This window comes from Methylacidimicrobium sp. B4 (genome assembly GCF_017310545.1).
In the GTDB taxonomy this organism is placed as follows: Bacteria; Verrucomicrobiota; Verrucomicrobiia; order Methylacidiphilales; family Methylacidiphilaceae; genus Methylacidimicrobium.
This window is the reverse complement of record NZ_CP066203.1, coordinates 1,729,148-1,755,829: the sequence shown is the minus strand read 5'-3', so window position 1 is coordinate 1,755,829 and position 26,682 is coordinate 1,729,148. Positions and strand designations below refer to the sequence as shown.

Here is a 26,682-nt window from a genome sequence, read left to right as displayed (position 1 = left end):
GGCGCATCGAGGGACGAGTCCCCCGTGCAGGAAGACCGCTCTATCGTCCACGCTTGCGCCCCACCTGCCCGGTGGGGCGGGACCGAACCTAACCGCGGCCGTCGGCCCGGGCAACCGTCTGAAGCATGGCTTCGTCTTCGAGCACCCTTCCCGTTCCCATGACGACCGCATTGAGCGGGTCGTCAGCAATGTGGACCGGCAGTGAGGTCTCCTGGGAAATATAGCGGTCGATCCCACGCAGAAGGGCGCCTCCGCCCGCAACGACAATGCCTCGAGAGAGAAGATCCGAGCAGAGCTCGGGAGGACAATGCTCCACGGTAATATGGACCGCCTCGACGATCGCGGCCAGGTATTGGCTCAAGCCTTCCCGCACTTCCGCCGAGGAAAGGGCCAGCGTCATGGGTCGGCCCGCGACCAAATCTTGACCGCGCACTTCCATCACGATCTCCGGATCCATCGGGAAGGCGGAGCCGATCTGGATCTTGATCTCTTCTGCGGTAGCCTCGCCGATCATCATGTTGTGCACCCGGCGAAGATAGTTCATGATGCTCTCGTTGAACTTGTCCCCTCCCACCCGGAGGCTCCGGCAGTAGACCATGTCGGATAGGGCAACGATGGCCATCTCGGTCGTTCCGCCTCCAATATCCATGATCATGTTGCCGGCAGGCTCGGAAATCGGGAGCCCCACCCCGATTGCAGCCGCCATGGGCTCTTCGATCAGGAAGACTTCCCGCGCTCCGGCATTTCGCGCGGCTTGCCGGACGGTCCGCCGCTCGTTCTCCGAAATTCCGCTCGGGACCGCAACGACGACTCGCGGCCCCCGGAGGGAGACCCTCGCCTTTGTCTTGCGGATGAAAACGTTGAGCAGTCTTTCCGTAAGTTGAAAGTCCGAAATGACCCCATCCTTCAACGGACGCACCGCCTGAATATTGATCGGAGTTCGACCCAGCATCAACTTCGCTTCCATGCCGATCGCCACGAGCCGCTTGGTCAACTGATTTACGGCGACAACCGTCGGCTCCCGCAGCACGATGCCTCTGCCGCGCACATAGACCAAGGTATTTGCCGTTCCCAGATCGATGCCGAGATCGTTGGCGAGCGCGATGCCGACCCCTTCCCAGAAGGAAGAAGACCACTTCCTGGCTTGAGCGAAGCTGTCCGACAAGGAGCCGGGCTCCCGCACCGCAGGGGAGGCGCTTTCGGTGGGCGGCATTCCGGGAACAAGCCCGAGAGCGGGGGAAGCCTCATCGCGAGTCGGGCTGCCGTTGAGTTGGGACACGTCCTTCATGATCAGATGCACATCATTCTCTCATGCGTTACAGCTTCTCCGTCAGGCAGGGAGGAGCCTAACGGGCCCCCACTCCCCCCAACGCTCGCAGAGTCGCACTTATGAAAGCAAAGCGCAATAGAAAAGCGCTTTGCAAAAGCGCCCTTCTTACTAACCGCGCGCTCGTTAGCGCTAAGAGTCCACCCATTGGGGCTTCGCAAAACTGCTCCTCCTCCGCAACGAGGCTGGCGGCCCCGTTTGCAGGAGCCCTTGATCGTCCAGGCTTTCGCGCATGGCACCGAGACTGACGTCTGGTGCCGCATCGCAACCCGGTTCGGGAACGAAGAAGCAAGCGGAAGCGGCATCGGAGGGCATTCGCCCGATGAGAGTCCTCAGCAAGACATGGCCGCTCAGCCACCCCGAGCTTTCCGTCGCCCTACCGTTCCTACGTGCCCCGGGTAGGACTCGAACCTACGACCAAGTGATTAAGAGTCACCTGCTCTACCAACTGAGCTACCGAGGCAGGATCGGGCGGAAAGCTTGTGTTCGATAGACGTAGACGAGAAGGAGAAGAAAAACAACTCTCTTTTCGCGCGGCGGCCATCCTCAAAAGACGGGACCGCTCAAATCGAAGAGGGAGACGGATCGGTGTTCCTTCTTGAGAAGCTGGCCCCAATAGGAGTCCGAGGGATGGACGACCGTAACCGGCTTTTCCCCGCGGTAGAGAGATCGCCCTTCGTTGGCCCACTTGAACACACCGCCGTCCAGATACTTGGCATCCGCGTACCCGGCCTGCTGGAGCCGACGTGCGAACGAGGCCGCTCGAAAGCCGACGGAGTCATATGCCACGATCGGCTGGTCTTTCCCAAGGCCGTGCACGACGGTTCCGATCCGCTCGTTGGGCGAGACGCGAATCGCTCCCTTGAGGTGGCTGACGTCATATTCGTCGACGGTCCGCACATCCAGCAATAGGGGACGTTCCTGACGAGGCCTTTCCATTTCCTGGGCCAGCTCTTCAGTCGAAATCGTCGGAACGTCGGGGAACCGGTCATGGATCGCCGGCAATACCCGCTCCCAAGAAAGTTCCGGAGGGGGACCAACCAGGCTGCACCCGCACAAGAGCATGCCGAGAGCAAGCCAGACCGAGCGGAAGCGAGCCGCTTGAGCCGCAGGTTTCGCGCTCACTCCCCCACGATCTTTACGAGGACGCGCTTGCGCCGCTCCCCATCGAACTCGCCATAGAAGATCTGTTCCCACGGTCCCAGGTCGAGCCCCCCCCTCGTGACGGCGACGACTACCTCCCGCCCCATGATCGTCCTCTTCAGATGAGCATCCGCATTGTCCTCGCCCACATTGTGCCGATATTGGGAGTGAGGGTTCTCCGGTGCCAGCTTCTCCAGCCAACGCTCCAGATCCTCGTGCAGCCCATGCTCGTCATCATTGATGAAGACGCTGGAAGTGATGTGCATCGCATTACAGAGAAGAAACCCCTCCTGGATGCCGCTCTTCTGGAGGCACCCCTCGAGCTGGCCCGTGATGTTCACGAAGGCTCGCCGAGCCGGAAGCTCGAACCACAGTTCCTCGCGAAAGCTCTTCATCCCTCCGGAATCGGCCGCTCCCCGTCTGCCTCTGACGGCGGGCGAGCGGTCCCAATAGGAGAACCCCTTTTACCAGCGTTTCGCGCCATTGCAAGCCTCGGGAACGCTTTCTCACCGGCTTTGGATTGACGATCAGCCGCTTGTGCTTCTTTCCTGGGAGCGCCATTGGAGATTATCCGCCATGGGCCGCATCCCTCTCCGCACCGCCATCTTTCTGGTGATCGGCGACATGGTCGGGACCGGGGTCTTCACGAGCCTCGGATTCCAGCTCGAGCATCTCTCCACCGCCTTCTCGATCATTCTGCTTTGGTTACTCGGCGGTGTGGCCACCCTCTGCGGAGCGCTCGCCTACGGAGAACTCTCCGCCGCCATTCCCCGGAGCGGAGGGGAATATAGCCTGCTGCGCCGGATCTACCATCCCGTTGTCGGCTTCCTCGCCGCCTTCCTCTCGTCGACGGTGGGCTTCGGCGCTCCGATCGCCCTCGCCTCGATGGCTTTTGGCACCTACGCCTCCGCCATCTTCCCCGGCCTCTCCCCTAGCTGGCTCGCCTGGACGGTGGCCACCTTGCTGAGCCTGTTGCAACTTGGCCGTCTGGAGGTTCGTGCCCGGTTTCAGGAAGCAGCGACCGGCCTCAAGGTGCTCTTGATCGTGCTTCTCTCTGCCTCGGGCTTCCTGCTCGCGCGCGGCCAGGCGATCTCTTTTGCACCCACCCCCTCTGCACTCCACGAATTGGCGAAAGCCTCCTTTGCCGCGAGCCTGGTCTACGTCATGTACTCCTATTCGGGATGGAACGCCTCGGTCTACATCGCCGAGGAGATCCGCAACCCGCAGCGAACCGTGCCTCTTTCGCTGGCGATCGGGTCGGCGATCGTAACGGGCCTCTATATCGCCCTCAATGTCTCCTTCCTCCATGCGGCTCCGATGGCTCAGATGCGCGGGACGCTTGAAGTGGGAATGATCGCCGGGCGCCACATCTTCGGCGAGGCCGGGGGACGGATCGTCGCCGGGGCCATTGCCCTCGGCCTCCTCTCCTCGATCGCGGCGATGACCTGGATGGGGCCGCGCGTCGCGATGGCGGTGGGAGAGGACTATCCCGCGCTGCGCTGGCTTGCCCGATGCAACCGGCAGGGCGTTCCTTCGCGTGCCCTCCTCTTTCAGTACGGGGTGGCCGTGCTCCTCCTGGCAACGGGGACCTTCGCCCAAATTCTGACCTACATCCAGTTCACCGTCACCCTCTCCTGGTTCGCCACCGTCCTCGGCGTCTTTGTTCTCCGATGGAGGGAGCCCTCCTTGCTCCGCCCCTACCGCACCTGGGGCTATCCGTGGACGCCCCTCCTCTTTCTCGCCGTCTGCCTCTGGATGCTCTGGGATCTTTTCCGGGTCATGCCCCGAGAATCCCTGGCCGGGCTAGGCACTCTGCTTCTCGGCCTGCCGATTTACGCGCTGGTCCGGCGGTCGAGCATCCCGCCGAACGGCTCCTCGACCCCATCATGAAATCCCACTTCCTCCTGGTTTCTCTCGTCATCACCCTGAGCTGGATTGCGGTGGCCGGGTCTCTTGCACAACCCCAGGAGCCGCTGACCGAGCTCGACGAGGCCGCCCGCTTCCTGGCCGGCCTGCCCCCTCTTCCCGGCTCGCCTCTGGAGAGCCTCGCCGCACGTCCCGCCTGGCAAGAGCACGCCAAGGAGATGGAGAAGCTCTGGGAATATTTCCGTCACTTCCAGCTCGACCCGATCCGCCAGTGGTCAACCGAGTTCCTCGAAGCTCCCTCCTCGTCGACCCATCCGGTCTTTTATCCCTTCAGCGGACCCGATGTCATCTACCCACGCTGCTTCTTCCCTTACGCGTCGATCTATGTACTCGCCTCCCGGGAGGAAGCGGGCCTGCCTCCTTCGTTCGCCAGCTTGCTCTCGGCCAACCTCGACTGGGAGCTCCCTCGGATGCGTCAGTCCCTCCAATGGCTTCTCCAATGGAGCTTTTCCGTGACGAAAGAGACGCGCCGCCTGACAGCCTCGTCCGTGCTAGGCGGCATGCTCCCCCTCTATTCGCTGCTCCTCGTCCGGGACGGCTGCCACCTGCTCTCGATCGAGCGCGCCCCCTCCGATCGAGGAACCCGCCTTCTGTTCCGGGGACCCGAAGGGAGAGAGCAGCGACTCTGCTACTTTTCGGTCGACCTGGAGGATGGGGCGATCTCCGCATCCGGCCTGCCCTCGTACCTGAGAAGCCTTCCCAGCGGCCCGACCTTGATCAAAGCCGCTTCCTATCTGCTGCATGGCAGCGGCTTCTCGGAGCTGCGCCGACTCATCCTCACCCGGAGCACGCTGGTTCTCCAGGACGACTCGGGGATCCCCGTCCGCTTCTTCTCCAGCGGATGGAATCTCCGCTTTTTTGGCCTCTACCAGGGCCCGATCCAGATCTTCCGAGAGTTTTACCAGCCCGATCTGTCGGCCCTGACCGCCAACGCCCACCCCGCGCCCCTTCCCTTCAGCTTTGGGTACCGGTGGAAACGGGAGGAAGCTTCCCTGATCGTGGCGACCCGGACCCCGCATCCTTCGCTTACCTTGCCGAGGGATCAGGCGAATCCGAACCGGCCGCAGTGACCGGATAGGCGTCGTAAGCCCCGCGGAAGAGGAGGCGCAAGAAAGCCCCGTCGGAAAAGGCATCGCTGAACCCTTGGCGCACGACGATGAGCCCGCGGGACGGGATGACGTAGAGCCGCTGACCGTGCGAGCCGATCGCTGCCACCAGATCGGTTGGCCCCTCGCGCCAAAGGCAGGCGTTCCGCCAGTCCTGGCTTCGCCAGGGCCGGGAGAGCATCGCCTCCACATCGACCTCTCGGGCTCCGGGCAAGGAGGCGGCGCGATTATTCCAAAACCCCATGCCAAAGGCCGGGTTGACGGCGGAGCCCCGCAGCGCTTCCTCCAGGACCGCGGGCTCGACGAGGGGCATCCCATGATGGAGGAGGACCTCGCCAATCGCGGCCCACTGCCGCGCGCGCAGGAGAAAACCGGTCGCCAGGAGAGGGTTTCCGGAACCATCTTCCAGATAGCGCTGTCGCCCAAGCCCCATCGGAGAAAGCACACGGCTTTCCAGGAAATGGGTCGGTGTCTCCCGGCGCGGCGAGAGGCGCCTTCGAAAGAACTCGTGAAACACCTGGAGCGAGGCTGGGCCGTAGAGGAAGGCCTGCCCCGGACGGGCCAGAAGCGGGAGAAAGAGGGCACGGGCGTTTCGATTCTCCAGGCCGTCGGCATGGAGGAAGAAGGCGGGCTCAAGGCCGCTGGTGAAGTTCAAGAGCTCCCGGACGCGGATCCGCCTCTTGGCGGGATCGTTCCGCCACTCCACCAAGGTTTCCGAAACGGGGGTATCCAGCGAGAAGAGCCCATCCTGGACCGCGCGCAACGCCGCGAGGATCCAGAACCCCTTGGTGCCGCTGAAGATTCTCCGTCTGCCGTCCCAAGGCGGCCCTCCCCCGTCTTCTTCCCAGCGGACCTTGCCTCCTTCAAGCACGAGCAGGGCCGATCCGCCATGCCGAGCGGAATAGGCCGACGCCCCCGCGAAGCCCAGCCCTTCCCGGTCGGGCCGACCCTGGGCAGCCGGGGAAACCAGCCCCGCTCCGAAGATGGCGAGCGCGGCCAGCAGATGCAGAGAAGGGCATGCGCCCGTTTGTGCGCGGCGAGCGTTCAAAAGAGCTCCGATTGCTCCCCTTTCTCCTCCCCTCCCGACAGGCCGAGCTTCCGATAGGCCCTCCCGGTCGCCACCCGCCCTTGCGGAGTGCGCTGGAGAAAACCTTCGAGAATCAAGTAGGGCTCGTGCACCTCCTCGATCGTCCCGGCGTCTTCCCCTACGGCTACCGCCAGGCTGCTCAATCCCACGGGCCCCCCTTCGAACTTGTAGACGATGGCCTGCAGGAGCTTCTTGTCCATCTCGTCCAACCCGTCCGCGTCGATGTCGAGCATCTCCAAGGCATGATGCACCACCGCCTCCGAGATCTCCTCTCCCTCTGCGCGCACCGCGGCATAGTCCCGGACCCAGCGAATCAAGTTGTTGGCCAGGCGAGGAGTGCCGCGGGAGCGCCGCGCGATTTCCCAGGCCCCCGACTCCGCCGTCTCCACCCCCAAGATCCGCGCGGAGCGCCGAACCACCCGGACGAGGTCCTCCGCCGCGTAATACTCGACACGATTGATGAGCCCGAACCGGCTACGCAGCGGCGCCGTCAACATGCCCGCCCGGGTCGTCGCCCCGAAGAGGCTGAAATGGGGCAGGTTCAGGCAGACGCTGCGCGCGGCCGGCCCTTGGTCGATGACGATATCGATCCGAAAATCCTCCATCGCTGGATAGAGATATTCTTCCACCGCTCGACTCAGGCGGTGAATCTCGTCCACGAAGAGGATGTCTCCCGGCTCGAGGCCGCTCAGCAGCCCGGCGAGATCGGCCGCCTTCTCGAGAGTGGGGCCCGACGTCAAGCGTAGATTGGCTCCCATCTCCTTGGCCAGGATATGGGCGAGCGTCGTCTTCCCCAACCCCGGGGGGCCGCTGAAGAGAAGATGGGGCAGCGGCTCCTGCCTCCGCCTGGCCGCTTCCACCAGGACCGCCAGCCGCTCCTTGATGCGCGGTTGACCGACGAAGGCGTCGAGCGACGAAGGGCGCAAGACCTCTTCCAAGCGCTCGTCCGGACGGCCGCGAACCTGTGCGTCTTGAAGCTCTTTCACCGGACCGCCTTTCCCCCCGCTCCGCGCAGCGCCTCACGAATGAGCTCCTCGACGCTTGCCTCCGGCAGCCTCTCCCGAGCCAGATGCACCGCTTTGTCCGCCTCCACCTCCCGGTAGCCCAAGGCGAGGAGGGCCAAGCGAGCATCTCTGCCGATCGAATCCTCGCCCGCCAGCCTTCCGGTTGAGCCAAGCTCCGCATCGACTCTCGGAAACCGATCGCGCAACTCCACGATCAACCGCTCCGCCGTCTTCTTCCCCACTCCTTTGATCCGGGAAAGCCAGGCTTGATCCCCCCGTACGACCGCGCCGCGCAGCTCCTCCGGAGCGGCCGCGCTGAGAACGGAAAGAGCCGTTCTCGGCCCGATGCCGGGGACGTGATCGACGAGCAGGCCAAAAAGCGCCCGCTCCTCTTCCCCGGCAAAGCCGTAGAGCTCGATGCCCTTCTCCTGCACCTGAAGACGAGTCAAAAGCTGCACCTCGGCTGGAGGGACGGGAAGCTTTTGATAGGAGATCAGGGAGATGAAGAGATCGAAGCCCACTCCCTGAACCTCGAGACAAACCTTGGCGGGAGACGCGTGAATGAGCCGGCCTCGCAAGTATCCGATCACAGGGGTCTCCGCGTGAGAGCGAAATGTCTCCGCGCGGCCGCATGCGCCAGGGCCACGGCGACCGCGTCGGCGGCGTCGGACGGAAGGTTTTCCCGCAGCCCGAGGAGGCTGCGAATCATGAAAGCCACCTGAGTCTTACGGCTCCCTCCGTAGCCGGTCGCCGCCGTCTTCGCCCGGCGGGGGGGATATTCGAAAACAGGCACTTCGGCATTCCCCGCAGCAAGAAGAGCCACCCCTCGGGCGGCTCCCAGCTGGATCGCGGTTCGATGGTTCTGCACGTAGATCACCGTCTCGATCGCGACCTCCTCCGCCTTCTGCTCCGCCAGGACCCGGCTGATGACCCGATAGATCTCCCGAAGGCAGTCGAGCTCAGACTTCTTGGGAGCAACGATGACGACTCCGAAATCGAGCAGGCGTTCACTTCCGGGAAGCAGCTCGAGGACGCCGTAGCCCGTTCGCCGCAGGGAAGGATCGATCCCCATGATCCGCACGTGACCCCAGTATTCAAAGCCACTCGCCGCAAAGGGTCAAGGAATCCTTCCCGCGGTTTCCTGATCTTCTCCCTCGCCGGCTCAGGAGGCCCGGCTCGCGGCGAACCACCTCTGGGTTCGCACCAGCAGCGGCAGGGAAAGCAGCTGCGCCCCGCAGGAGAAGGCAACCAGCAACCTCGGCGAGTGGTCGTAGAGGAGGCCCATCAGGGAACTCCCCCCGAACCAAGCAACGCCGTACACCATGTTGAACAGCCCGTATCCGGTTCCCGCTCTCCCCTGCGGGACGAGCTCCGCTACGGCCGCCCGAATCACCGACTCCTGGACACCCATCCCGATTCCCCAAAAAAGGACTCCGGCCAGGAAGAATTCCATCCCGCGCCCCAGGAAAAGGAATGGCGCCGCCAGAGCCCCAAGAACCACCAGCCATCGGAGCGCTTCGAATCCTTTCCGATCGAAAAGCCTTCCAGCCAAAAATGCCGCACCCGCATCGACCCCCATCGCCAGGGCGTAGAGCAAGGGAACACCCTGTGGGGCGACCACACCCGTCTTCGCCGCATGGAAGGCGACCAGGGCGAAGTCAGCATAGCCCGCCGCGACGCAGCCGACCGCCGCAAGATAGCTCCAGAAAGCGGGGGGCAAGCGCCGCGAGCCCTTCTCGGCCTCGTCTTGCGCGCCCTGGGGGTCCACTTGCGCGCTCTCCCACCGCCGGTAGGAGCCCCGAGCCAGGACGAGCGCCACAAAGGAAAAGAGCGCGGGCAGGACGAGCAAGAGGAAGCTCTTCCCGTAGCCCACGTGGCAGGCCAAGGCCAGCGCGACCATCAGGGGACCGAGAACGGCACCAATCTGGTCCATCGCCTCATGGATTCCGAAGCCCCGTCCCCGCCCGAAGTCTTGCGTCGCGATCGCGAGCAGGACATCCCGAGCGGGCGTTCGGATCGCCTTGCCCAACCGCTCGGCGACCACCAGCATGGCCGCCGCGGGCCAGGCGGATGCCAGGCCCAGAAGGGGTACGGCCAGGAGGTTGACCCCATATCCAAAAAAGGTCAGCCGCCAGAAGGAGCGCGTTCGATCCGCCAGCACCCCCGAAAAAAGCCGGAGCCCATAGCCTGCCAGCTCCCCCATGCCAGCAACCAGGCCCACGGTGGCTCCGGTTGCGCCCAAGCTGCCCAGAAAGGGGCCGAGGATCGACCGCGCCCCTTCGTAGGTCATATCGGCAAAGAGGCTGACCGCTCCGAAGAGCAGGATGACGCGCAGAACCGCACCTTCGGACCGGGGCTGGCTCCGGGCGCCTGCGCTCATGGAGTCGGCCGGCTAGATCGCAAAGCTCTTCCCGCAAGAGCAGTGGGACGATGCGTTCGGATTTCTCACGACAAAGCCCCGGTTCTGCAGATCTTCCGAATAATCCAGGATCGAGCCGGCGAGAAAGAGAGCACTCTTCGGATCGACCACCAGACGCGCATCGCCCGCCTCGATCAGGATATCCTTCTCCCGGAGCCGGTCGACCAGGTCCATCTGATATTGGAGCCCGGAGCAGCCGCCCCCCACGACAGCGATCCGCAGAGCTCCTCCCCCCTTTTCCGACTCCTGGAGAAGCCGGGAAAGCTGCCGTGCCGCCTCGCTCGTGATTTGGCAAAGCTTCTCGTTGCCGATCGTGTAGGAAACCGAAGATGCTCCTTCCATGGCCTTTCCGTCCGCCGGAATGTTCCCCCGCTCGCCCAACCGGGTCAAGTCCCCTCGGTCAGGAAAAGAGCTCGGGCTGGCCCCGCTCCCTCAGCAAGCCCTCTTCCGCTTCCTTGGCCAGCTTTCGGAACTCCCATCGGTGAAAGAGCTCACTCTGCTTCGCCAAATCGGGGCGAATCGTCAATTCCTTCAGCGGGATTGGCAGGGGGAGGTTGGTGCGCAACTCGATCATCCTCCGGTTGCGGAGAACCCGCTCCCGCTGGGCGCCCGAAAGCTGCTGCAGCCTTGCCCCGCTCGCCTGCGGTGCCGCTCGAAGGAGCTCCTCCAGAGAACCGTAGCGGCGAAGCCATTGAGCCGCCGTGACCTTGCCGACCCCCGGAACCCCGGCGATGTTATCGACCGAATCGCCGATCAAGGCGAGCAGATCGGGGATCTGCGCGGGCGCAACCCCCCACTTTTCGGTGACCTCCTCCTCCGTGAGAAGATGGAAACCCTTGCCGTTGGTCTGGTAGACCGCAACCCGGGGAGAAACCAGCGCCAGGAGATCCTTGTCGTTCGTCGCCAGGACAACCTCGCCCTCTTGCCTTGCGGCGGCGGTGTAGCTGGCCATCACGTCGTCGGCTTCCTCTCCAGCGACGCGCAGCACCGGGAGACCGAGGGCCGCCATCAGCTCCTCGACCTGGTCGAGCTGGACTGAGAGCGCCTCGGGCACCGCTGGCCGATTCGCCTTGTATTCCGGGCAGAGCGCCACCCGTTCCGCGCAGAGCCCGTCGTCCACCGCCCAGCCGACGAGCGTCGGACGCAGGTCGGCGAGCATCCGCCGGAGCACCATGATCAGTCCGTAGAGGGCGTTCGTTGGCTGCCCCGAGCTCGTCTGCAAGGCGGGCATTGCATAAAAGGAGCGGTAGGCATAGTAGCTGCCATCGACGAGAAGGAGGCGCATCCCTTCTTCTTATCCCGTTCGGATTGTGGAATCGAGACGATCCCGTGCCATCGCCGCCTGCCACCATTTTTCCTTGGAAAGATGCCCCACGACTCACTAGATTGGTCATTCCCACTCCGGAGTAGCTCAGTGGTAGAGCGAGCGGCTGTTAACCGCTTGGTCGTAGGTTCGAATCCTACCTCCGGAGCCAGGTTTCCCGGCGGACGACCCACGTCCGGCCCCTCGGCACCACGAGAACTGACCCTCCTTTTTGTCGGCCACTCATCCCCGCTCCCAAGCCCGCAACGCTTCCGCCCGGAACATGCCGAAGAGGCGCCAGACCTTTCCCTCCTCGGTCCGTTGGCGCTGGAGCCAGAGCAGGCTGCCGGGCGAGAGCGAGAGCAGGGGCGGGACCTTCTTGGGGACGAGGAGGCGCGTGGCGATCTTGGCCAGATTCGGTTCGTGCCCGACGAGCAGGAGATCGACCTTTTCCTTCTTGATCGCCTTGAGGGCGTGGCCGGGGGAGTCCTCGGGATCGAGGCTTTCCCACAACGTCAGGCGCCCGCCCGGATGAACGGCCGGTAAGAGGATTTGAGCCGTTTGCCGGCTCCGCGTCTTGGAGGAGTGGGCGAGGAGCTGCACGCGAACCCCGCAGCTTCGCACCATCTGGGCCAGACGGGAAGATTCGGCGATTCCCGCCTCGGAAAGGGGCCGTTCCGAATCTTTCTCGGCCGGCAGGGCGCTTCCATGCGCCACCAGATAGAGATTCACCGGAGAGACGATACCAGAGGGAGCCACCCAATCCAGGCAGAAAGGGCGCGGGGGTGGATCTTGTCCTTGGCTCTCCCCCCCGGAGAGGGTTACGCTTCAGGGCTCTCCATGGACGGCAGCCCTGCGAACCATCCCGATGCCGGCTGGCACCCGAAGCACAACCCTTGGGTCGTCGCCCTCTCCGTCATGCTGGCCACCTTCATGGAGGTGCTCGACACGACCATCCTCAACGTGGCCCTCCCCTACATTGCGGGGGGGATGGCGGCAAGCAATTCGCAGGCTACCTGGGTCCTGACCAGCTACCTCGTCTCCAACGCGGTGGTCCTGCCGCTGACCGACTGGCTCGGCCGACGTTTCGGCCGAAGAAACCTTCTCCTCGCCTGCATCGCGCTCTTCACCGTGAGCTCGGCCCTCTGCGGCGCCGCTTCCCATCTCGGCTCCCTGATCCTCTTCCGCGTCCTGCAAGGCATAGGCGGCGGGGGGCTCCAGCCGATCTCGCAAGCGATCCTCCTGGAGAGCTTCCCGCCTTCCAAGCGGGGCCAGGCCATGGGCCTCTTTGCCCTCGGGGTCGTGGTGGCACCGATCCTCGGGCCTGTCCTCGGCGGTTGGTTGACGGACAACGCCAACTGGCGCTGGTGCTTCTACATCAACCTGCCCGTCGGCCTTTTGGCGATGCTCTTATCGGGCCTCTTTGTCGAAGATCCGCCCTATCTCCGCAACAATCGTCCAAGGATGGTCGACGTCTGGGGGCTCTTCTTCCTCACGGTCTGGCTCGGCTGCCTGCAGGTGCTTCTGGACAAGGGGCAGGAGGATGACTGGTTCGGAGCGGTCTGGCTCCGCTGGATGGCCCTCTTCTCCGTCGTCGGGCTGATCTGCTTCGTGATGCGGCAGCTCTCCGTGCGCGAGCCGCTGGTCGATCTGCGCATCCTCAAGGACAGGAGCTTCGCCACCGGGGTCAGCCTCGTCTTTCTGATCGGCATCGTCCTCTACGGAACCCTGGCCGCCCTTCCTCTCTTTCTCCAGACCCTGATCTCCTACACGGCTTTCCAGAGCGGTCTCGCCGTGAGCCCCCGCGGAATTGGTGCCGTGGCTGGAGCGATCTTTGCCGGAAGGATGCTCGGTGTCATGAGCGCGCGCACGCTGGTCGCCCTCGGCTTCCTCCTCCTGGCCGCCTCTTCATTCCTCATGGGAAACTTCGACATCGAGATCGCTCAGTTCAACGTGGTGATCCCTAACCTCCTCAATGGGTTCGGCGCGCCCTTGGTTTTCGTCCCGTTGACCACGGCGGCCGTCGTGACCCTGCGTCGGGAAGAGATGGGAAACGCGACCGGGCTCTTCAATCTCTTCCGAAACATCGGCGGCAGCGTCGGCACCTCGCTCATTGCCACCTATTCCCAGAGATTCGCCCAGCTTCATCAGAACTTCCTGGCGGGCTACTATACCCCGGAAAACCCGAACTACCGGGACACCCTTGCCGCGGTCCAAGGCTATCTCGCCAGCCAATCCGGAACGGTCCCGGGGGCGGAGCAGGCGCTGGGCGTGCTCTACCGGACCCTCACCAACCAAGCAAGTCTCTGGGCCTACGTCGACATCTTCCAGTGGTCAGGCTGGATCTGCCTGGCGTCGCTGCCCCTGGTCCTCTTCCTCGCGCCCGCCAAGGGGGCCAAGCCGTCGAGCGAGGGGATGATGCACTGACCGGCCGATCCCAAGAATTGGCTTGTGTTGAAAGTCGCTCGGAGCCAAGAAAGTGGCCGATATGGGTCGCTTCTCCCTCCATCGGATCTGGGCTCGGCAGGTCTTGGACTCACGCGGCAACCCGACGCTCGAGGCGGAAGTTACCCTGGAGGACGGCACCTGCGGGCGCGCCATGGTTCCCTCCGGAGCGAGCACAGGGGCCAACGAGGCGCTTGAGCTGCGCGATGGGGACAAGACGCGCTTTGGGGGCAAGGAGGTTCGTAAAGCGGTCCAGAACGTGCAACAGCGCATCGCCCCCGCTCTGCAAGGACTCGATGCTCTCTCCCAGCAGGAAATTGACCGCGTCTTGCGCGAGATCGACGGCACCAGGAATAAGAGCGCTCTGGGTGCCAACGCGATGCTGGGGGTATCGCTAGCCATCGCTCGGGCGGCCGCGTCCGCTTTGCGCCTCCCCCTCTATCGGTATCTGGGCGGAGCGGGATCGGCTCTCCTGCCCGTGCCCTTTGCAAACGTCATCAATGGCGGAGCCCACTCCGATGCCCCGCTCGATTTCCAGGAGTTCATGATCGTGCCTCGAGGCGCTCCGAGCTTTTCGGAGGCGCTCCGCTACGGCACAGAGACCTTTCATGCATTGCGCGGGCTTCTCCGGGAGCGGAATCTGGGAACCGGCCTCGGCGACGAGGGAGGGTTTGCCCCGAACCTCTCCTCGGTCGAAGAAGCATTGGAGCTGCTTTGCGCCGCCGTCGAGCGGGCGGGATATACTCCCGGCAAGGAGATCTGGTTCGCGATGGACCCAGCGGCGAGCGAATTCTTCGATTCGAGTACGGTGGCCTACGTCTTCCGCAAGTCCGATCAGAGGCGCATGCCGGCGATCCACTTGGTCGAGTACTACAAGGAGCTCTGCAAGCGCTTTCCGATCCTGTCGATCGAAGACGGAGCCGCCGAGAACGACTGGGAAGGATGGCAGATCCTCACACGGGAGCTGGGAAAGAATGTCCAGCTCGTTGGAGATGACCTCTTCGTCACCAATCCCGAATTTCTGCGCAAGGGGATCGAGCTCGGTGTCGCCAACGCGATCCTGATCAAGCCGAATCAAATTGGGACCCTTTCGGAGACCCTGGAAACCATCGATCTCGCCAAGCGAAGCGGGTATGCCGTCATGCTCAGCCACCGATCGGGAGAGACGGAGGATCCCTTCCTCGCGCACCTGGCGGTCGCTTGCAATGCCGGTCAGATCAAGACGGGCTCCTTTGCGCGCTCCGACCGGATCGCCAAGTACAACGAGCTTCTGCGGATCGAAGAAGATTTGGGAAAGAATGGTCGATACGGGCATTGGTGATCTCGCTGCGGATGCTCCGTCGGCTTGTGCCGACGCGCATCCGCGGTAGCGGGAGGCGCCCGGAAGGGAGTGCGCGAGGCATGAAGGGCGGCACGGTTTGGGCCAAGTTGAGCCATCTCCTCGGAATCGGCATCCTGCTCGCCGGCGGAGGTCTGCTATTGACGGCATTCTGGCCGCTGGTCCAACAGATCGACCGCTTGGAGCGCCAGAAGGAGCAGATCCAGCACCAGGTTGCGGCCGAGCAGGATCGCAATCAGGAGCTCAATCTCCAGCTCGAGCTTCTTCAGTCAGACCCGAATTATCTGACGCGAATCGCCCGAGACCGGCTGAGCATGGGGAAGAAGGGAGAGATCATCTTCCGCTTCGACCCCTTCCCTCTCCCCTCCGACCGGGAGGGAGCTGGCGACAAATAAGGTTGCCCTGTGGAACAACTTCCGCCCCGGCTATCCGACGAAAAGGCCGGCAATTCCATCGGCCAAAAGCCTTCCTTCCGGGGTAAGCCGGAATGTACCGTCCGAGAGCTCGGCCAAGCCTTGGCCGATGAGCGCACGCGCGTGTTCGGCTTCCCCCTCGATCCAGGAATAGGGAACGCCGCGGCTCGTCCGCAGACCCAGCAGGAGCCGCTCTCTCTGCCGCACTTCCTTGGAGAGTGCTTCCTCCTCTCTTGGAGGATCTTGGCCGGCAGAGAGCGCGGCGATGTAGTCGGTGGTATTCCGCCGGTTCTGCCAGCGACGGAGGCCGACCGTCGAGCACGCGCCCGGGCCGAGCCCAAGATAGTCGTTCCCCATCCAATATCCTTGGTTATGCAGGGACGCCCAGCCCGGCCGCGCATAATTGGAAACCTCGTACTGTCGATACCCTGAGCTCTCCAGAAGGTTCCAGGCCGTCCGATACATGGCAATCGAGAGCTCCTCGTCCTCGCGCCAAACTCCCGCCGCCCGGGCTTCGAAAAAGGGCGTATCCTCCTCGTAGGTGAGCTCGTAGGCGGAAACGTGCTCGGGCCCGATCGCAATGACTCGCGTCAGGGTCTCTTCCCAAGAAGCTGGCGACTGACCGGGCACCCCGAAAAGGAGATCGACGTTGATGTTCCCGAACCCCGCCTCCCGAAGGATGGCGACCGTCCTCTCCACGTCCTGCGGTCCATGCCGGCGTCCGAGCGTGCGGAGCACGGCCGGATCGAGCGACTGAACCCCGAGGCTGACCCGACCGATTCCCAGATCCCGCCATGCCGCCGCTTTCTCCCGAGTCACCGTTCGGGGGTTGGCCTCGAGGGTCGCCTCCACGCTCTCCCAGGGACGGAAGGCGTCCGCCAGCTGGCGGAAGGCGTCGAGGGGGAGGAGAGAGGGAGTGCCGCCACCCAGATAAAGGGTCTCGACCTCGACCGGTAAGCTCTTCCTGAGCTTCTCCCATTCGCGCAAAAGAGCGGTGACGAAGACGCGCATCTCCCTCGCCGATCCGGTGTGGACATGAAACGCGCAATAGGGACAGACCGTTGCGCAAAACGGAGTGTGCAGGTAGAGGTGCCGAATCGGCTCCGGGCCAAGCCGCAGGCCAAGCGGCCCCCGCCGGGACGAGGGGAGGCGATCGGAGAGCACAGGAAACAATAGGCTCCGGATGGCGCAAGAGAGAGGTTTTTCTCCTGCCCGGTGGAGACGCGCTCTCTTGTGGCTGTTTCCCGCCTGCGCTAGGGTTGCGGTATGTCCTTTCTCGAAGCACTCCAAGCGGGAACCTTCCCCTTCTTTCGCGATCAAGCCCGCTGTCGCTCCCTCTTGGAACCCAAGACGCCGCTAGAGTTGGAGGCGATGGCGCAAGCCGCGCAGGCGCAGACCCTCCAGTTTTACGGGAAGACCGTCCGGCTCTTCGCGCCACTCTACCTCTCCAACGAGTGTATCAATGTCTGCCGCTACTGCGGCTTCTCCCGATCCAACCCGATTCTCCGCCTTACCTTGAGCTCAGAGGAGGTAGAACGGGAAGCACGCTGCCTGGCCGAGCAAGGGTTCCGATCGATTCTTCTGGTCGCCGGAGAGCACCCCAAATGGGTCTCCCCCGGTTATGTGGCTTCTTGCATACGGAGAATTCGCCCCTATTTCCCTTCGATCTCCATCGAGATTGCTCCTCTGGAAACCGAGGAATATCGAGAAATCGTCGACTCGGGAGCCGAGGGAGTCGTTGTCTACCAGGAGACCTATCTCCCTCAAGCCTACGCCTCCCTTCACCTTTCCGGACCCAAGCGCGACTTTGCCTGGCGGCTCCAAGCGCCGGAACGGGCCTATCGCGCCGGGTTTCGCCGGATCGGGATCGGGGCTCTTCTCGGCTTGGCGCCCTGGCGCGAAGATGCCTTCGCCCTGGCGGCGCATACCGCATGGCTTCTCAAGCATGCTTGGCGATCCTACTTGACGATCTCCCTCCCCCGCCTGCGCCCGGCGGCCGGCGGCTTTTCTCCGGAATACCCCCTTTCGGATCGAGAGTTTGCGCAGCTCCACTGTGCCCTTCGGATCCTTTTCCCTCAGGTGGGGCTCGTCCTCTCGACCCGGGAATCCCCCTCGCTGCGTGATCGACTGATCCCTCTGGGCATTACGCTGGTCAGCGCCGGGTCTCGAACCGATCCTGGCGGCTACACCGGTGCGGGACGGGAGCGGCTTCATCGGACGATCGGCGGTCGCTCGGAGCCGCCCAGTCCCATGGAATCGGCCGAGGGGGCCGAGGAGCAATTCGCGCTTTCCGACGAACGCTCTCCACTCCTGATCGCCGATCGGATTCGCGAGCTCGGGTATGAGCCCGTGTGGAAGGATTGGGACGAATGCCTGACGAGTGCCGCATCTACGTAAACGGGAAGGAGCGAACGGTCCCGACCGGGAGCTCCGTCCTGGATCTCCTGCAGCTGCTCGGCTATCCCGTCAAGATGGTGCTCATCGAGCTCAACAAAGAGGTCCTTCCCCGGCGAGAATGGGCCGAACGCCGGCTTGAGCGGGACGACCGCGTAGAGATCCTGCGCGTCGTCGCCGGCGGATAGGCTCCATCTTTCACAAAATTTGCATCCGATGCCCCACAGAGCGTGCCTGGATGCGACCCGCTCCCTTGCACCTCCGTCAGGCCTCGCTTCCGCCTCCGATCTCCCCGGGTTAATTCGGCGGAGAAGGAGGGGGAGGAGGAGGCGCATCACCCGCAGGAGGCGGCGAGGAATCACCGGCAAACGGATTCTGCCCCGGGGGAAGTCCACCATAACCAGGGGCTTGCGTCGACTCCGGAGCGGCTCCAGATGGTTGTTGCAGTTGCGGCGGTAACGGAGGGTTGGACGGCGGGTCCGAGCTCGACGGTGCGGAGCCGCAGGGCGAGTAAGGAGGATTCGCGGGACCAGCCGTGCTTCCCCCGGAAGGCGATGGATCGGTAGCCCCGGTCGTTCCCCCCGCCAACTGCGAGAGCCGCCCCTGCGCCTCCTGCTCCAGCTCCTGTTCATATTGGGAGAGGAGCTCCTCCCGCCTTTTGTGCGCGGCGGACGCCGCCAGGCGCCTGCACCTGCTTCGCTCCTCCACTACCGCCGCGTATTGCTGCTGCTGCTTGTGATGCGAAACGAGGGCTCCGGTTATCGCACCCAAGGTGCCGCCGGATATTAAACCGATAAGCCCTCCTGTCCTTCCGCCGGCTGCCAGGCCAATAGTACCTCCGGTAACCGCACCCATTCCAGCGGCTTCCCCGATCGTCGTCGGTCCGCCGCTGCCCGCCCGGAAGACGTCGGGTCGCCGGGCTCGACCGGGGGCATCCTCCATCACTTCCCGGTATCGGCTCTGAGCCTCCCGATCAATCTCCTTGAGGCGCTCGACGAATCGATTCCAGCGCTGCTCATCGAGCAATTGCGCCTGCTCGAGCTCCGGGCTGCTCCGCAGCACGACCCGCGTGTCTGTCCCCCCCTCGCTCGGGGGGGGTGCCGCGAATGGCAACGGGACGGTCGGGACGAATTGCCAGCTTCCATCCTCCCTTGGCGCCACCACTACCTTCCAGGTAAAGGGAAAGGCGGTGCCCGGGCTCAGCGAAGAGAGCGGCTTCTTCCGGCCAAAGAGATACTCCTGCCCGGGAGGTTGATCCTGCGTTAGCACCAGATCTTTCAAGTGCCGACGCGCCCAGGAACCCACGTCCTCGGAGACTTTGCCCAACCGCTCCGTGAGGTTGGCCGCATCGAGGTCGGCGATGGGGACCCAATATTGGCCCTTGTTGGCTACGACGGTCGCCTCGTAGGCGAGGTTCCAAGAACCGTCCGGATTCTTCTGCTCCTCACCCGGTTTGAGAGAGGCAAGCTCGATCCCCTTGGGCAGATCCTTCTGCAAGGCCGCTCGCGCCTCGGCGAGGGTTGGCTTCATGTCCGCAGCATCAGGCGGAGGAGGTTCACTGCTTCCCACCGTTGTCCCAGTATCGGCGGCCTTTTTCCCATTCAGGCTGGCAACGAACGGTACCAGCGCAAAGTAGGAGACCGCCCCCAAAAGGCAGAGTGCTCCCACCAGCACAAGCAACGCCAGGAGCTTCTTGCGGCTTCTGGCCCCACGGCTTCGTTCCGGCAGAAGCTCGCTATGGCATTCCGGACAGACAAACGGCGCCCCCTTCGGCACCTCCACGACCATTCCGGCGTCCGGGCACTCTCCGACATTCGCGCATCTCCCCTTTTGGCTGCGTCCGGAAGCGCCCTCCGAGCGCGGGGGAGCTCCGTTGGCATGGCGGTTCGCCGCCGGAATCGCCGGCCGGCTTCTCGGCTTTGCCTGCGCATCGGGATCAATCCGACAGTCCATAGGACTCCGTAGCTTTGCCCTGCCTTGAGCCTTCTGTCGTGTCCGCGCCTCTCCGAAAGCAAGACCGAAGGATAGATCGTGCGAGCGGCAGACCCGTTCTAGGATCTCCACGGCTCAATAAGGCGGGGGAGGAGGCGGCGGCGGGGGAGGTCCATCACCCGCTGGAGGCGGCGAGGAGGCGCCTCCAAACGGATTCTGATCCGGGGGAGGACCATCCGGTGGCTGTGTCGATCCCGGAGGAGCTCCATAGGGCTGTTGCGCCGGCAACGGAGGCATGGGTGGAGGCCCCGAGGTCGATGGCGAGGAACCATAGGGTGAGTAAGGAGGATTCGCGGGACCAGCCGTGCTTCCCCCGGAAGACGATGGATTGGGAGCCCCGGTCGTCCCGCCCGCCAACTGCGCGAGCTGCCGCTGCGCCTGCTCCTCCAGGTCTTGGCCGTATTGGGAGAGGAGCTGCTCCCGCGCTTCGCGCTCGGCGGAGGCTGCCTGTCGCTCGTAGCTGCGTCGCTCGGCCAACGCTGCCTCGTATTGCTTCTGCTGCTTCTGATGGGAATAGATTCCTCCACCCAGCGCTCCCAAGAGGGCACCGACCCCTGCCCCGATGGCCGCTCCCTCCCCCCCGCCGAACATCGCTCCTCCCATGGCTCCACCGGCGGCACCGATCCCGGCTCCTTCTCCCATGGTCGTCGGTCCGCCGCTGCCGGCCCGGAAGACATCGGGTCTCCGGACTCGAGCGGGCGCATTATCCATGACCTGCCGGTATCGGCTCCGCGCCTCCCGCTCAATCTCCTTGAGGCGCTCGACGAATCGATTCCAGCGCTGCTCATCAAGCAATTGCGCCTGTTCGAGCTCCGGGCTACTCCGCAGCACGACCCGCGTGTCTGCCCCCCCCTCGCTCGGAGCGGGGGCCGCAAAAGGCAGGGGGGAGGTCGGGACGAATTTCCAGCTCCCCTCCTCCCCAGGCGTCGCCACCGCCTTCCAGGCAAACGGGAACGGGGTGCCTGGCGTCAGAGAAGCAAGCGGCTTCTTCCGGCTGAAGAGATATTCCTGCCCGGGAGCTTGATCCTGCGTCAGCACCAGATCTTTCAAATGCCGACGCGCCCAGGAACGCTCGGGAGAGGGGACTTCGTTCAACCGCTTCGTGAGGTTGGCCGCATCAAGGTCGGCGATGGGAACCCAATATTGGCCATTTTGGGCCACGATGGTCGCATCGTAGGTGAGGTTCCATGAGCCATCCGGGTTTTTCTGCCCCTCGACCGGCTTGAGAGAGGCGAGCTCGATTCCTTTGGGCAACTCCTTCCGCAAGGCCGCTTCCGCCTCGGCGAGGGTCGGCTTTTTCTCCAGAGGAGCAGGCGGAGGAGGTTCGCTCTTCTGCGAGCCAGAAGGAGACCCATTGCTTCCCACCATGGTTCCGGAACCCTCGGTCGCCTTTTTCCCATTCAGGCTGATCACGAACGGTACCAGGGCGAAGTAGGAGACCGCCCCCAAGAGGCAGAGTGCTCCCACCAGCACAGCCAACGTCAGGAGCTTCTTGCGGCTTCTGGCTCCGCGGCTTCGCTCCGAGAGAAGCTCGCTATGGCATTCCGGACAGACAAATGACGCCCCCTTCGGCACCTCCACGACCATTCCACCGTTCGGACACTCTCCGACATTCGGGCATTTCCCCCTTTGCGTGCGTCCGGAAGCGCCCTCCGCAGGCGGTGAGGCGGGAGCTCCGTTGGCGTATCCCTTCGCCGCCGGGTTCCCCGGGCGGCTTTTCGGCTTCACATCCGCATCGGGGTCAACAAGATCGCTCATGCATCTCCTGGGCCTTTGCTGCCAACCGATCTTCTCTCATTTTCGCCGCTTTGTCAAAGTAAGACCGCAAAAGCAGATTGTGCGCGCTGCAGCCCCTTCCTGAGCCCTCTCCTGGCCCTGCGGGCCGCTCTCGCTCAAGGCTTCTCGGAAGCCTTCCCCCGAACGATCCAAAGCTCGACGCGACGATTCTTCTCCCGACCTTCCGGAGAGTCGTTTGAGGCCACGGGCATCTGGTCTCCCTCTCCTGCGGTTGCCGCAACGGGGATGCCCAGGACGCGAAGCGCCTGCCCGACGCTCTGCGCCCGCTCAACCGAAAGGCGCAGGTTGTAGGCCCGATCCCCCACGTTGTCCGTAAAGCCGATCAGGAGAACCGCTTGGCTCTTCTCTTCCCTTTCACCCATCAGCTTCGCCAGCCGCCGGATGTCGACGAGCGCCTTGTTGTCCAGCTCGGCGCTCCCCGTCCGAAAGCGGACGTCGAAGGCGACCCGGTTGCCCCCTTGGACGAGGTGCCGGTAGGCCGTGGGAGCATCGCGCGGGATTGCCATCTCCGGTTGAATCAAGGACTCGGCCCCTTTCGGGGACTTCGTCGCCGCCCCAACGAACCCCGCCTCCTGCACCCCCTGCTGGCCTCGATCGGAGAGAACGAATTGAATGAAGGCATCGACATCGGGATTCCGTCCGCTCCCCTTGGTGTAGAGGTAGAGCCGGGTCGAAAGGAGGTAGGACTCCGACTCGAGGGATGCGAAAGTCGGGGCAAGAGGCAGGGTTCCCTTCTCATAAAGGGCCAAGGCCTTGCAACTTCCGACGTGAGGCAGGTCGACGATCCCCAGGGCGTGCGCGTCGGCAGCGACTCGGGAGGAGATCTCCGCTCCGTTTTCCAGGCGAACGATGTCGGCTGACCCAGACGAACCCTCCAGCACGTGCTGGGCAAAGAGCTGCCAGATCCCCGAGGCGACCGGAGAGGCGTAGAGGACGATTTTCCCCGGAGGGAAGCCCACCGCCTGGCCGTCTGCGACCGATCCTCCGAAGACCCTGCGCAGCTCGGCCAAAGAGAGCTTCGACAGTGGATTGGCGGCCGAGACGACGGCCACGACACCGCTGACCCCGATCACATGCTCGGAATCCGGAGCCGTGAGGTTGACCGTCTTGCCGAAGGGCGCCGCCTCCTCCGAAGTAATCTTGCGGAAGGCCATCGCGATCTGCGCCCCATCGCCCGCCAGATCTCTCCATCCATCGGAAGTGCTCGAGCAGACGATCCGGACCGCAATCGCTTCCTCCCCGTTGGGCACCTTGCCCACGATCGCAAGAGACCGTCCGTCTTTCTCCCGCCGCACGGCAACCGCCTCTGCGCGCAGCTCGTCCGAGAAGAAAGCCTTTACCAGACCAGGAACAAGCTTCTCCCCCAAGATGCGCGAGCCCGAAATCGTAAAGAGCGTCCGCTCGTTGGCGGGAGGGACCTCCCGGGACGCGGGAGGGGATTGGGACGCCGGAGTGGGCGCGGGTTGCGGATGCCCGCGAAGAAAAAGCCAGAGCACGGTACCTCCCACCACCAACAGGGGGAGGAGCAGGAAGAGCACGGCTCCAGGCCTTTTCCTCCTCCTCGGACGGTGCATCGCCTCTTCTTCCGGAACGAGAGGACTCCCGCAGTCCGGGCAGACGAACTCCTTGCCTTCGGGAACTTCGATGACCTCGCGCGTATCGGCGCGCGTCGGACAGTTTCCGTAATTCCGACAAAGGCCTCGTCTACCCGGCATATCTCCCAAGCTTTCTCCTGCGGCTGCCCGCCCGGCGCAGCAGCCCTCCAGGCTCGCATGGCACGGCGTTATCCCTCCCCGCGGAGAAGCTTGATCGCCCGCCGCCCCCAGTCCGGGAAGAGCTTGGTCCGAGGATCCGATGGAGGGAGCTGACGCGAGAGCTCGTTGACCATGGCAGCCAGCCTCTGGGTCAGCTCGGTACGCCTCGGCTCCCGGCGCAGCTCCGGATCCGTGAGATGCTTGCCCACCGTTTCTTCTAAGACGAGGGCCTTCGGTTCGGGGAGGTTGGCCAGCGCCTCCGGAATCGTCGATCCTTCCAGGAAGATCGGCGTTTCGATCCCAAACTCGTCCTTGACGATCATCGCCAGCTCCTTCACACCCCGCTCGTTCTCCCGGTCGGCCACCAGCCCCAAGGCGCTACCGAGAAGAAGACCGGGTGCAATCCGGTCCTGGAGCTCCCCACGGCTCGGGAGAAAGAGGCTCGGAAGGGTTTGCCCATCCTCCTCGATATGAATCTCCATCCGGGCCCGCGCCGGATTGGGGCCATTCACCCGCTCAAGATAGCGAGCCCGGAGAAAGGAGAGCAGCTGGACGACGCGAAGCGGAAAGAGATTCGTGACGCTGGTCAAGATGATCTCGTTGGGCCGGCTGCCGTCCAGGAACTCCCGAGCCGTCGTCTGCACGCACTCCCAAAAGACCTCCCGCAGCATCTTCACGAAATCTTCCGCTTCCGGCGCTCTGGGGAGGATCACCGTGAAGGTGGAGACACAGATTTGCGCGCCCGGATTGATTCCGGGGGCCGATCTCTTGATCTCGTCCGGGTTGAAGATCAAGTAGTTGCCGGCGGACTTGACGATTCCATCGATAAAGAGCCGGAGCGCCTGCCGATCGCCGTATCGGTCGCGCAGCTTGTCGATGATGCTGACACCGATCAGCTTCTCCTTGCTGCTCTCGATGAGGTTATTGTGGGAGATCTTCGCATTCTCCATGCACTGGTTCTCGAGCACGTCCAGGAAGGTCGTTCGGTTGATTCTCTCGTTGAAGGTGCGGAAATCGAGCTTGTCGCCCAGCATGGCGACGAGCGCAGAGCGCACACGCTGCGTCTGCGTGAGCTGCTCTCGGGCGTCCTTGGTCAACCGACGCGTCACCGTTCGGACCAGGTCCGGGTCATAGAATCGGATGATCTGCTGCCGATAATCGACCTCCCCACCCTCGTCGACGCAACGCTCGGCGATCTGCTCCTCGAAGCTCTTGACCGCCTCGGAGATCATCGCCGAGCTTCGGTCGAGCTCGGCTTTCAATTGGGTGATCTCCTCCGTGAGGACCGGGGTAAACTTCTTGGCGAACTGCCAGCCTTCGATGCGCGTCCGGGTGGCATAGAGGTCCTGGAGCGTCAGCGCACACGCATCGAAGATCCGCTTCCGCTTCCCGAACATGTCGGAAATGACACCGACCTTCACCCACTCCTTCTCCTGATCCTTGAGCTTCTTGGCGAGAGCCTCCTCCTGCGCCTTCGCTCTGGTCACATCGTCATCGAAGCGCTCGAAACGGCTGCGTAAGTAGGTGATCACGGCACCGACCAGGCCACTGATCTCATGGACGGATCGAATGCCGTCGCGCCAGTTGCCGAAAAGCTCTCTTTCGAGCTTCTGCCGGATCTCCCGCGCCCGCTCCCGGGCGGAGGCCGATACGGTCTGATAGAAGGCTTTCACGCCGTGACCGCGGTATTGGTCGCTGAAGCGGACCTCGAGCCTCCCCTTGAGGCTGTCGAGCCATTTGGCTCCCTCCTCCCTCTCCTCGATCTCCTGCTTGAAGGCCCCGGCAACGGTCGTCCAGTAGCGCGTGATCGGCTGCCACCGGCCCTGCGTCCCATCGGCCTCCAGGACGGCGGCCGACAAGATCAGGTGCTCGTCGGAAAGAAGCCACCGCTCGAGCTGTTCCGGGGCGGTGACGTAGCTCATCAGATCGACGTTCTTGGCGTTGGGCAGGTAGCCCTCCGTCTCCGACCAGTTGTTATAGCGAAGCTGCAGGGCCGCCTGCCGGGCAAACTGGTAGGCGAGATATTCGGCGATCTCTTCCTCTGGCACGGCGATTCTCTTCACACCGAAGGTGAGCCACCTTTTGGATCGGACGCCACTGTTGGTTCCCGGGATGGTTTCGGGCATCCCGTCTCCATTTTCCGCGTTTTCCTGCCGGGCGAGGCTCGCCCAGTTCACCTTTCGGACCGTAACGATCTTCTGATAGAGAAAGTCCGCGACCACGTTGGGAATGTCGTCGACGCCGAGCGCGAGCCCATTCTCATTATGAGTGGTAAAGAGATAGGCACCGTTGAAGGGCGTCTGCAGATCGGTCATCTTGCCGCCGTTGCCCGCAATGTTGCAGGGAACGAATTTCCCGATGCTCAGCGCGTTGAGCTCCGCCAGCGCCGCATAGCCGTTGGCATGGTAGTTCCCAGTGTTCCAATTGGGCTTCGGATGCTCCTCGGGAAGGAGAAGATACCCGATGATGCGATATTGCAGGGAGTCGGGATAGAGGCGTCGAATCTGGCAAAGCGTGTCGATGATCGTCCCGCTTCCGGTCCCTCCCGCAAGACCAGTGCAGACGTGAAAGGTCACGCTTGTCTCCCCACCGGATTGGAGCTCGCGCACCTGCGTGGTGAGCCGATCGCAAAACTCGGTCGCATGGTTGGCAAAGAGGAATCGACCGAGCCTCCGTTTCTGGCCGCCGATCGCATCGCCCACGATCCCTCCCAAGATATCGTTCCAGATCGCGCGGTCGCCGATCCAGGGGCGGATTCCCGGGTAGTTGGTCAGATTTTCCAGAATGGAGGAGAGGTTGGCGCACCGAATGTGAAGCTGGCTGTTCGGGCCCAGCTGAACGCTCTGCCCCAGGATCTTCCAGGTCGGATCGTCAAGGCGCATCAGCTCATCGCTCGAATCGACGTAGAGGTACCCGACGCTCACCTCTTCCGGGCTCAAGCTTCGAAATTCCTGAAAGATGGTCTTTCGGACGGCCCGGATGATTTTGCCTCCCGTTCCGCCGAGGCCGATGATCATGTGGTTGGGATTCATCAATCCGATTCGCCTGGTATCCTGCTTGGATTCACACCGTCCGACCCACGCCTCGCCCTTCGTTTCGCCGACCGGTTGCCCCCTCTGCGCATCATCAGCAGAAACCTCCTCGGCTGCAGCAAAATCGCGCGCAGTCGAGAGCTATCCTGAATCGGATTACCCGCGCAGGGAAAAAAAGCAATCCCTTTTGCTCTGAAGCCT

General features: G+C 63.5%; 23 protein-coding genes and 2 tRNA genes. 8 read left to right on the top strand and 17 right to left on the bottom strand.

Annotation, left to right across the window (positions count from 1 at the left end; genetic code table 11):
• Nucleotides 1-88 precede the first annotated feature (88 nt).
• From MacB4_RS08330 to MacB4_RS08315, 4 genes are all read right to left on the bottom strand, one after another.
• Nucleotides 89-1,288 (bottom strand): rod shape-determining protein, encoded by a 1,200-nt coding sequence (locus MacB4_RS08330; protein WP_242529199.1) that lies wholly within the window; start codon nt 1,286-1,288, stop codon nt 89-91.
• Nucleotides 1,289-1,717: 429 nt separating this feature from the next.
• Nucleotides 1,718-1,790, bottom strand: a tRNA-Lys gene (locus tag MacB4_RS08325).
• An 83-nt stretch (nt 1,791-1,873) separates the two neighbouring features.
• A complete protein-coding gene (locus tag MacB4_RS08320) occupies nt 1,874-2,452 on the bottom strand; it encodes a rhodanese-like domain-containing protein (protein ID WP_206863395.1) in 579 nt (192 codons plus the stop codon).
• A complete protein-coding gene (locus tag MacB4_RS08315; RefSeq protein WP_206863394.1) occupies nt 2,449-2,865 on the bottom strand; it encodes a secondary thiamine-phosphate synthase enzyme YjbQ in 417 nt (138 codons plus the stop codon). Before MacB4_RS08315 ends, MacB4_RS08320 begins: the two co-directional genes overlap by 4 nt.
• A 181-nt stretch (nt 2,866-3,046) precedes the next feature.
• Between MacB4_RS08315 and MacB4_RS08310 the strand changes: the two genes are divergently transcribed.
• Both MacB4_RS08310 and MacB4_RS08305 read left to right on the top strand, forming a co-directional pair.
• Nucleotides 3,047-4,360, top strand: coding sequence for an APC family permease (locus tag MacB4_RS08310; protein ID WP_206863393.1), 1,314 nt, complete (start codon nt 3,047-3,049; stop codon nt 4,358-4,360).
• Nucleotides 4,357-5,466 carry a hypothetical protein gene (locus MacB4_RS08305; protein ID WP_206863392.1) on the top strand — a complete coding sequence of 370 codons (1,110 nt, stop codon included), beginning with the start codon at nt 4,357-4,359 and terminating at the stop codon, nt 5,464-5,466. The genes MacB4_RS08310 and MacB4_RS08305 overlap by 4 nt, the downstream gene beginning before the upstream one ends.
• On the opposite strand, the gene MacB4_RS08300 is transcribed toward MacB4_RS08305, so the two are convergent.
• From MacB4_RS08300 to MacB4_RS08270, 7 genes are all read right to left on the bottom strand, one after another.
• On the bottom strand, nt 5,423-6,550 hold the full coding sequence (locus MacB4_RS08300) for a serine hydrolase (protein WP_206863391.1): 1,128 nt from the start codon (nt 6,548-6,550) through the stop codon (nt 5,423-5,425). The genes MacB4_RS08305 and MacB4_RS08300 overlap by 44 nt on opposite strands.
• Complete coding sequence (gene ruvB / locus MacB4_RS08295; protein WP_206863390.1) at nt 6,547-7,575, bottom strand: Holliday junction branch migration DNA helicase RuvB; 1,029 nt, start codon at nt 7,573-7,575, stop codon at nt 6,547-6,549. The genes MacB4_RS08300 and ruvB overlap by 4 nt, the downstream gene beginning before the upstream one ends.
• Nucleotides 7,572-8,183, bottom strand: coding sequence for a Holliday junction branch migration protein RuvA (gene ruvA, locus MacB4_RS08290; protein WP_206863389.1), 612 nt, complete (start codon nt 8,181-8,183; stop codon nt 7,572-7,574). The genes ruvB and ruvA overlap by 4 nt, the downstream gene beginning before the upstream one ends.
• Entirely contained in the window at nt 8,180-8,665 is a 486-nt protein-coding gene (gene ruvC, locus MacB4_RS08285; RefSeq protein ID WP_206863388.1) for a crossover junction endodeoxyribonuclease RuvC, read from the bottom strand. The genes ruvA and ruvC overlap by 4 nt, the downstream gene beginning before the upstream one ends.
• Nucleotides 8,666-8,755: 90 nt before the next feature.
• Complete coding sequence (locus MacB4_RS08280; protein WP_206863387.1) at nt 8,756-9,973, bottom strand: MFS transporter; 1,218 nt, start codon at nt 9,971-9,973, stop codon at nt 8,756-8,758.
• 12 nt (nt 9,974-9,985) lie between these two features.
• On the bottom strand, nt 9,986-10,354 hold the full coding sequence (locus MacB4_RS08275; RefSeq protein ID WP_206863386.1) for an iron-sulfur cluster assembly accessory protein: 369 nt from the start codon (nt 10,352-10,354) through the stop codon (nt 9,986-9,988).
• A 58-nt stretch (nt 10,355-10,412) separates the two neighbouring features.
• Nucleotides 10,413-11,297 (bottom strand): 5'-3' exonuclease H3TH domain-containing protein, encoded by an 885-nt coding sequence (locus MacB4_RS08270; RefSeq protein ID WP_206863385.1) that lies wholly within the window; start codon nt 11,295-11,297, stop codon nt 10,413-10,415.
• Between the two features lie 115 nt (nt 11,298-11,412).
• Between MacB4_RS08270 and MacB4_RS08265 the strand changes: the two genes are divergently transcribed.
• Nucleotides 11,413-11,487 (top strand) — tRNA-Asn (locus tag MacB4_RS08265).
• A 71-nt stretch (nt 11,488-11,558) separates the two neighbouring features.
• On the opposite strand, the gene MacB4_RS08260 is transcribed toward MacB4_RS08265, so the two are convergent.
• The gene (locus tag MacB4_RS08260; RefSeq protein WP_206863384.1) at nt 11,559-12,074 is read right to left on the bottom strand and encodes a histidine phosphatase family protein; all 516 of its coding nucleotides are present in this window, start codon (nt 12,072-12,074) and stop codon (nt 11,559-11,561) included.
• 81 nt (nt 12,075-12,155) lie between these two features.
• Between MacB4_RS08260 and MacB4_RS08255 the strand changes: the two genes are divergently transcribed.
• The 3 genes from MacB4_RS08255 to MacB4_RS08245 all read left to right on the top strand — a co-directional run bounded on the left by MacB4_RS08255 (nt 12,156) and on the right by MacB4_RS08245 (nt 15,494).
• Nucleotides 12,156-13,742 carry a DHA2 family efflux MFS transporter permease subunit gene (locus MacB4_RS08255; RefSeq protein WP_206863383.1) on the top strand — a complete coding sequence of 529 codons (1,587 nt, stop codon included), beginning with the start codon at nt 12,156-12,158 and terminating at the stop codon, nt 13,740-13,742.
• Nucleotides 13,743-13,803: 61 nt separating this feature from the next.
• Complete coding sequence (eno, locus tag MacB4_RS08250) at nt 13,804-15,081, top strand: phosphopyruvate hydratase (RefSeq protein WP_206863382.1); 1,278 nt, start codon at nt 13,804-13,806, stop codon at nt 15,079-15,081.
• Between the two features lie 80 nt (nt 15,082-15,161).
• On the top strand, nt 15,162-15,494 hold the full coding sequence (locus MacB4_RS08245) for a septum formation initiator family protein (protein WP_206863381.1): 333 nt from the start codon (nt 15,162-15,164) through the stop codon (nt 15,492-15,494).
• Between the two features lie 30 nt (nt 15,495-15,524).
• Here MacB4_RS08245 and hemW read toward each other — a convergent pair whose 3' ends face one another.
• Nucleotides 15,525-16,676 (bottom strand): radical SAM family heme chaperone HemW, encoded by a 1,152-nt coding sequence (hemW, locus tag MacB4_RS08240; RefSeq protein ID WP_206863380.1) that lies wholly within the window; start codon nt 16,674-16,676, stop codon nt 15,525-15,527.
• 102 nt (nt 16,677-16,778) lie between these two features.
• Here hemW and thiH point away from each other — a divergent pair, with 102 nt between their 5' ends.
• Nucleotides 16,779-17,909, top strand: a complete 1,131-nt coding sequence (thiH, locus tag MacB4_RS08235) for a 2-iminoacetate synthase ThiH (protein ID WP_206863379.1) — start codon at nt 16,779-16,781, stop codon at nt 17,907-17,909.
• Nucleotides 17,882-18,094 (top strand): sulfur carrier protein ThiS, encoded by a 213-nt coding sequence (thiS, locus tag MacB4_RS08230; RefSeq protein ID WP_206863378.1) that lies wholly within the window; start codon nt 17,882-17,884, stop codon nt 18,092-18,094. Before thiH ends, thiS begins: the two co-directional genes overlap by 28 nt.
• Before the next feature lie 109 nt (nt 18,095-18,203).
• Here the strand turns inward: thiS and MacB4_RS08225 are convergent, their stop codons facing one another.
• The 4 genes from MacB4_RS08225 to MacB4_RS08210 form a co-directional block, all read right to left on the bottom strand.
• The gene (locus MacB4_RS08225; RefSeq protein ID WP_206863377.1) at nt 18,204-19,859 is read right to left on the bottom strand and encodes a hypothetical protein; all 1,656 of its coding nucleotides are present in this window, start codon (nt 19,857-19,859) and stop codon (nt 18,204-18,206) included.
• A 114-nt stretch (nt 19,860-19,973) separates the two neighbouring features.
• Complete coding sequence (locus MacB4_RS08220; RefSeq protein ID WP_206863376.1) at nt 19,974-21,656, bottom strand: hypothetical protein; 1,683 nt, start codon at nt 21,654-21,656, stop codon at nt 19,974-19,976.
• Between the two features lie 134 nt (nt 21,657-21,790).
• Nucleotides 21,791-23,410, bottom strand: a complete 1,620-nt coding sequence (locus MacB4_RS08215) for a phosphate ABC transporter substrate-binding/OmpA family protein (protein WP_206863375.1) — start codon at nt 23,408-23,410, stop codon at nt 21,791-21,793.
• A gap of 68 nt (nt 23,411-23,478) precedes the next feature.
• Nucleotides 23,479-26,481 (bottom strand): tubulin-like doman-containing protein, encoded by a 3,003-nt coding sequence (locus MacB4_RS08210; RefSeq protein WP_242529198.1) that lies wholly within the window; start codon nt 26,479-26,481, stop codon nt 23,479-23,481.
• Between the last annotated feature and the right edge of the window lie 201 nt (nt 26,482-26,682).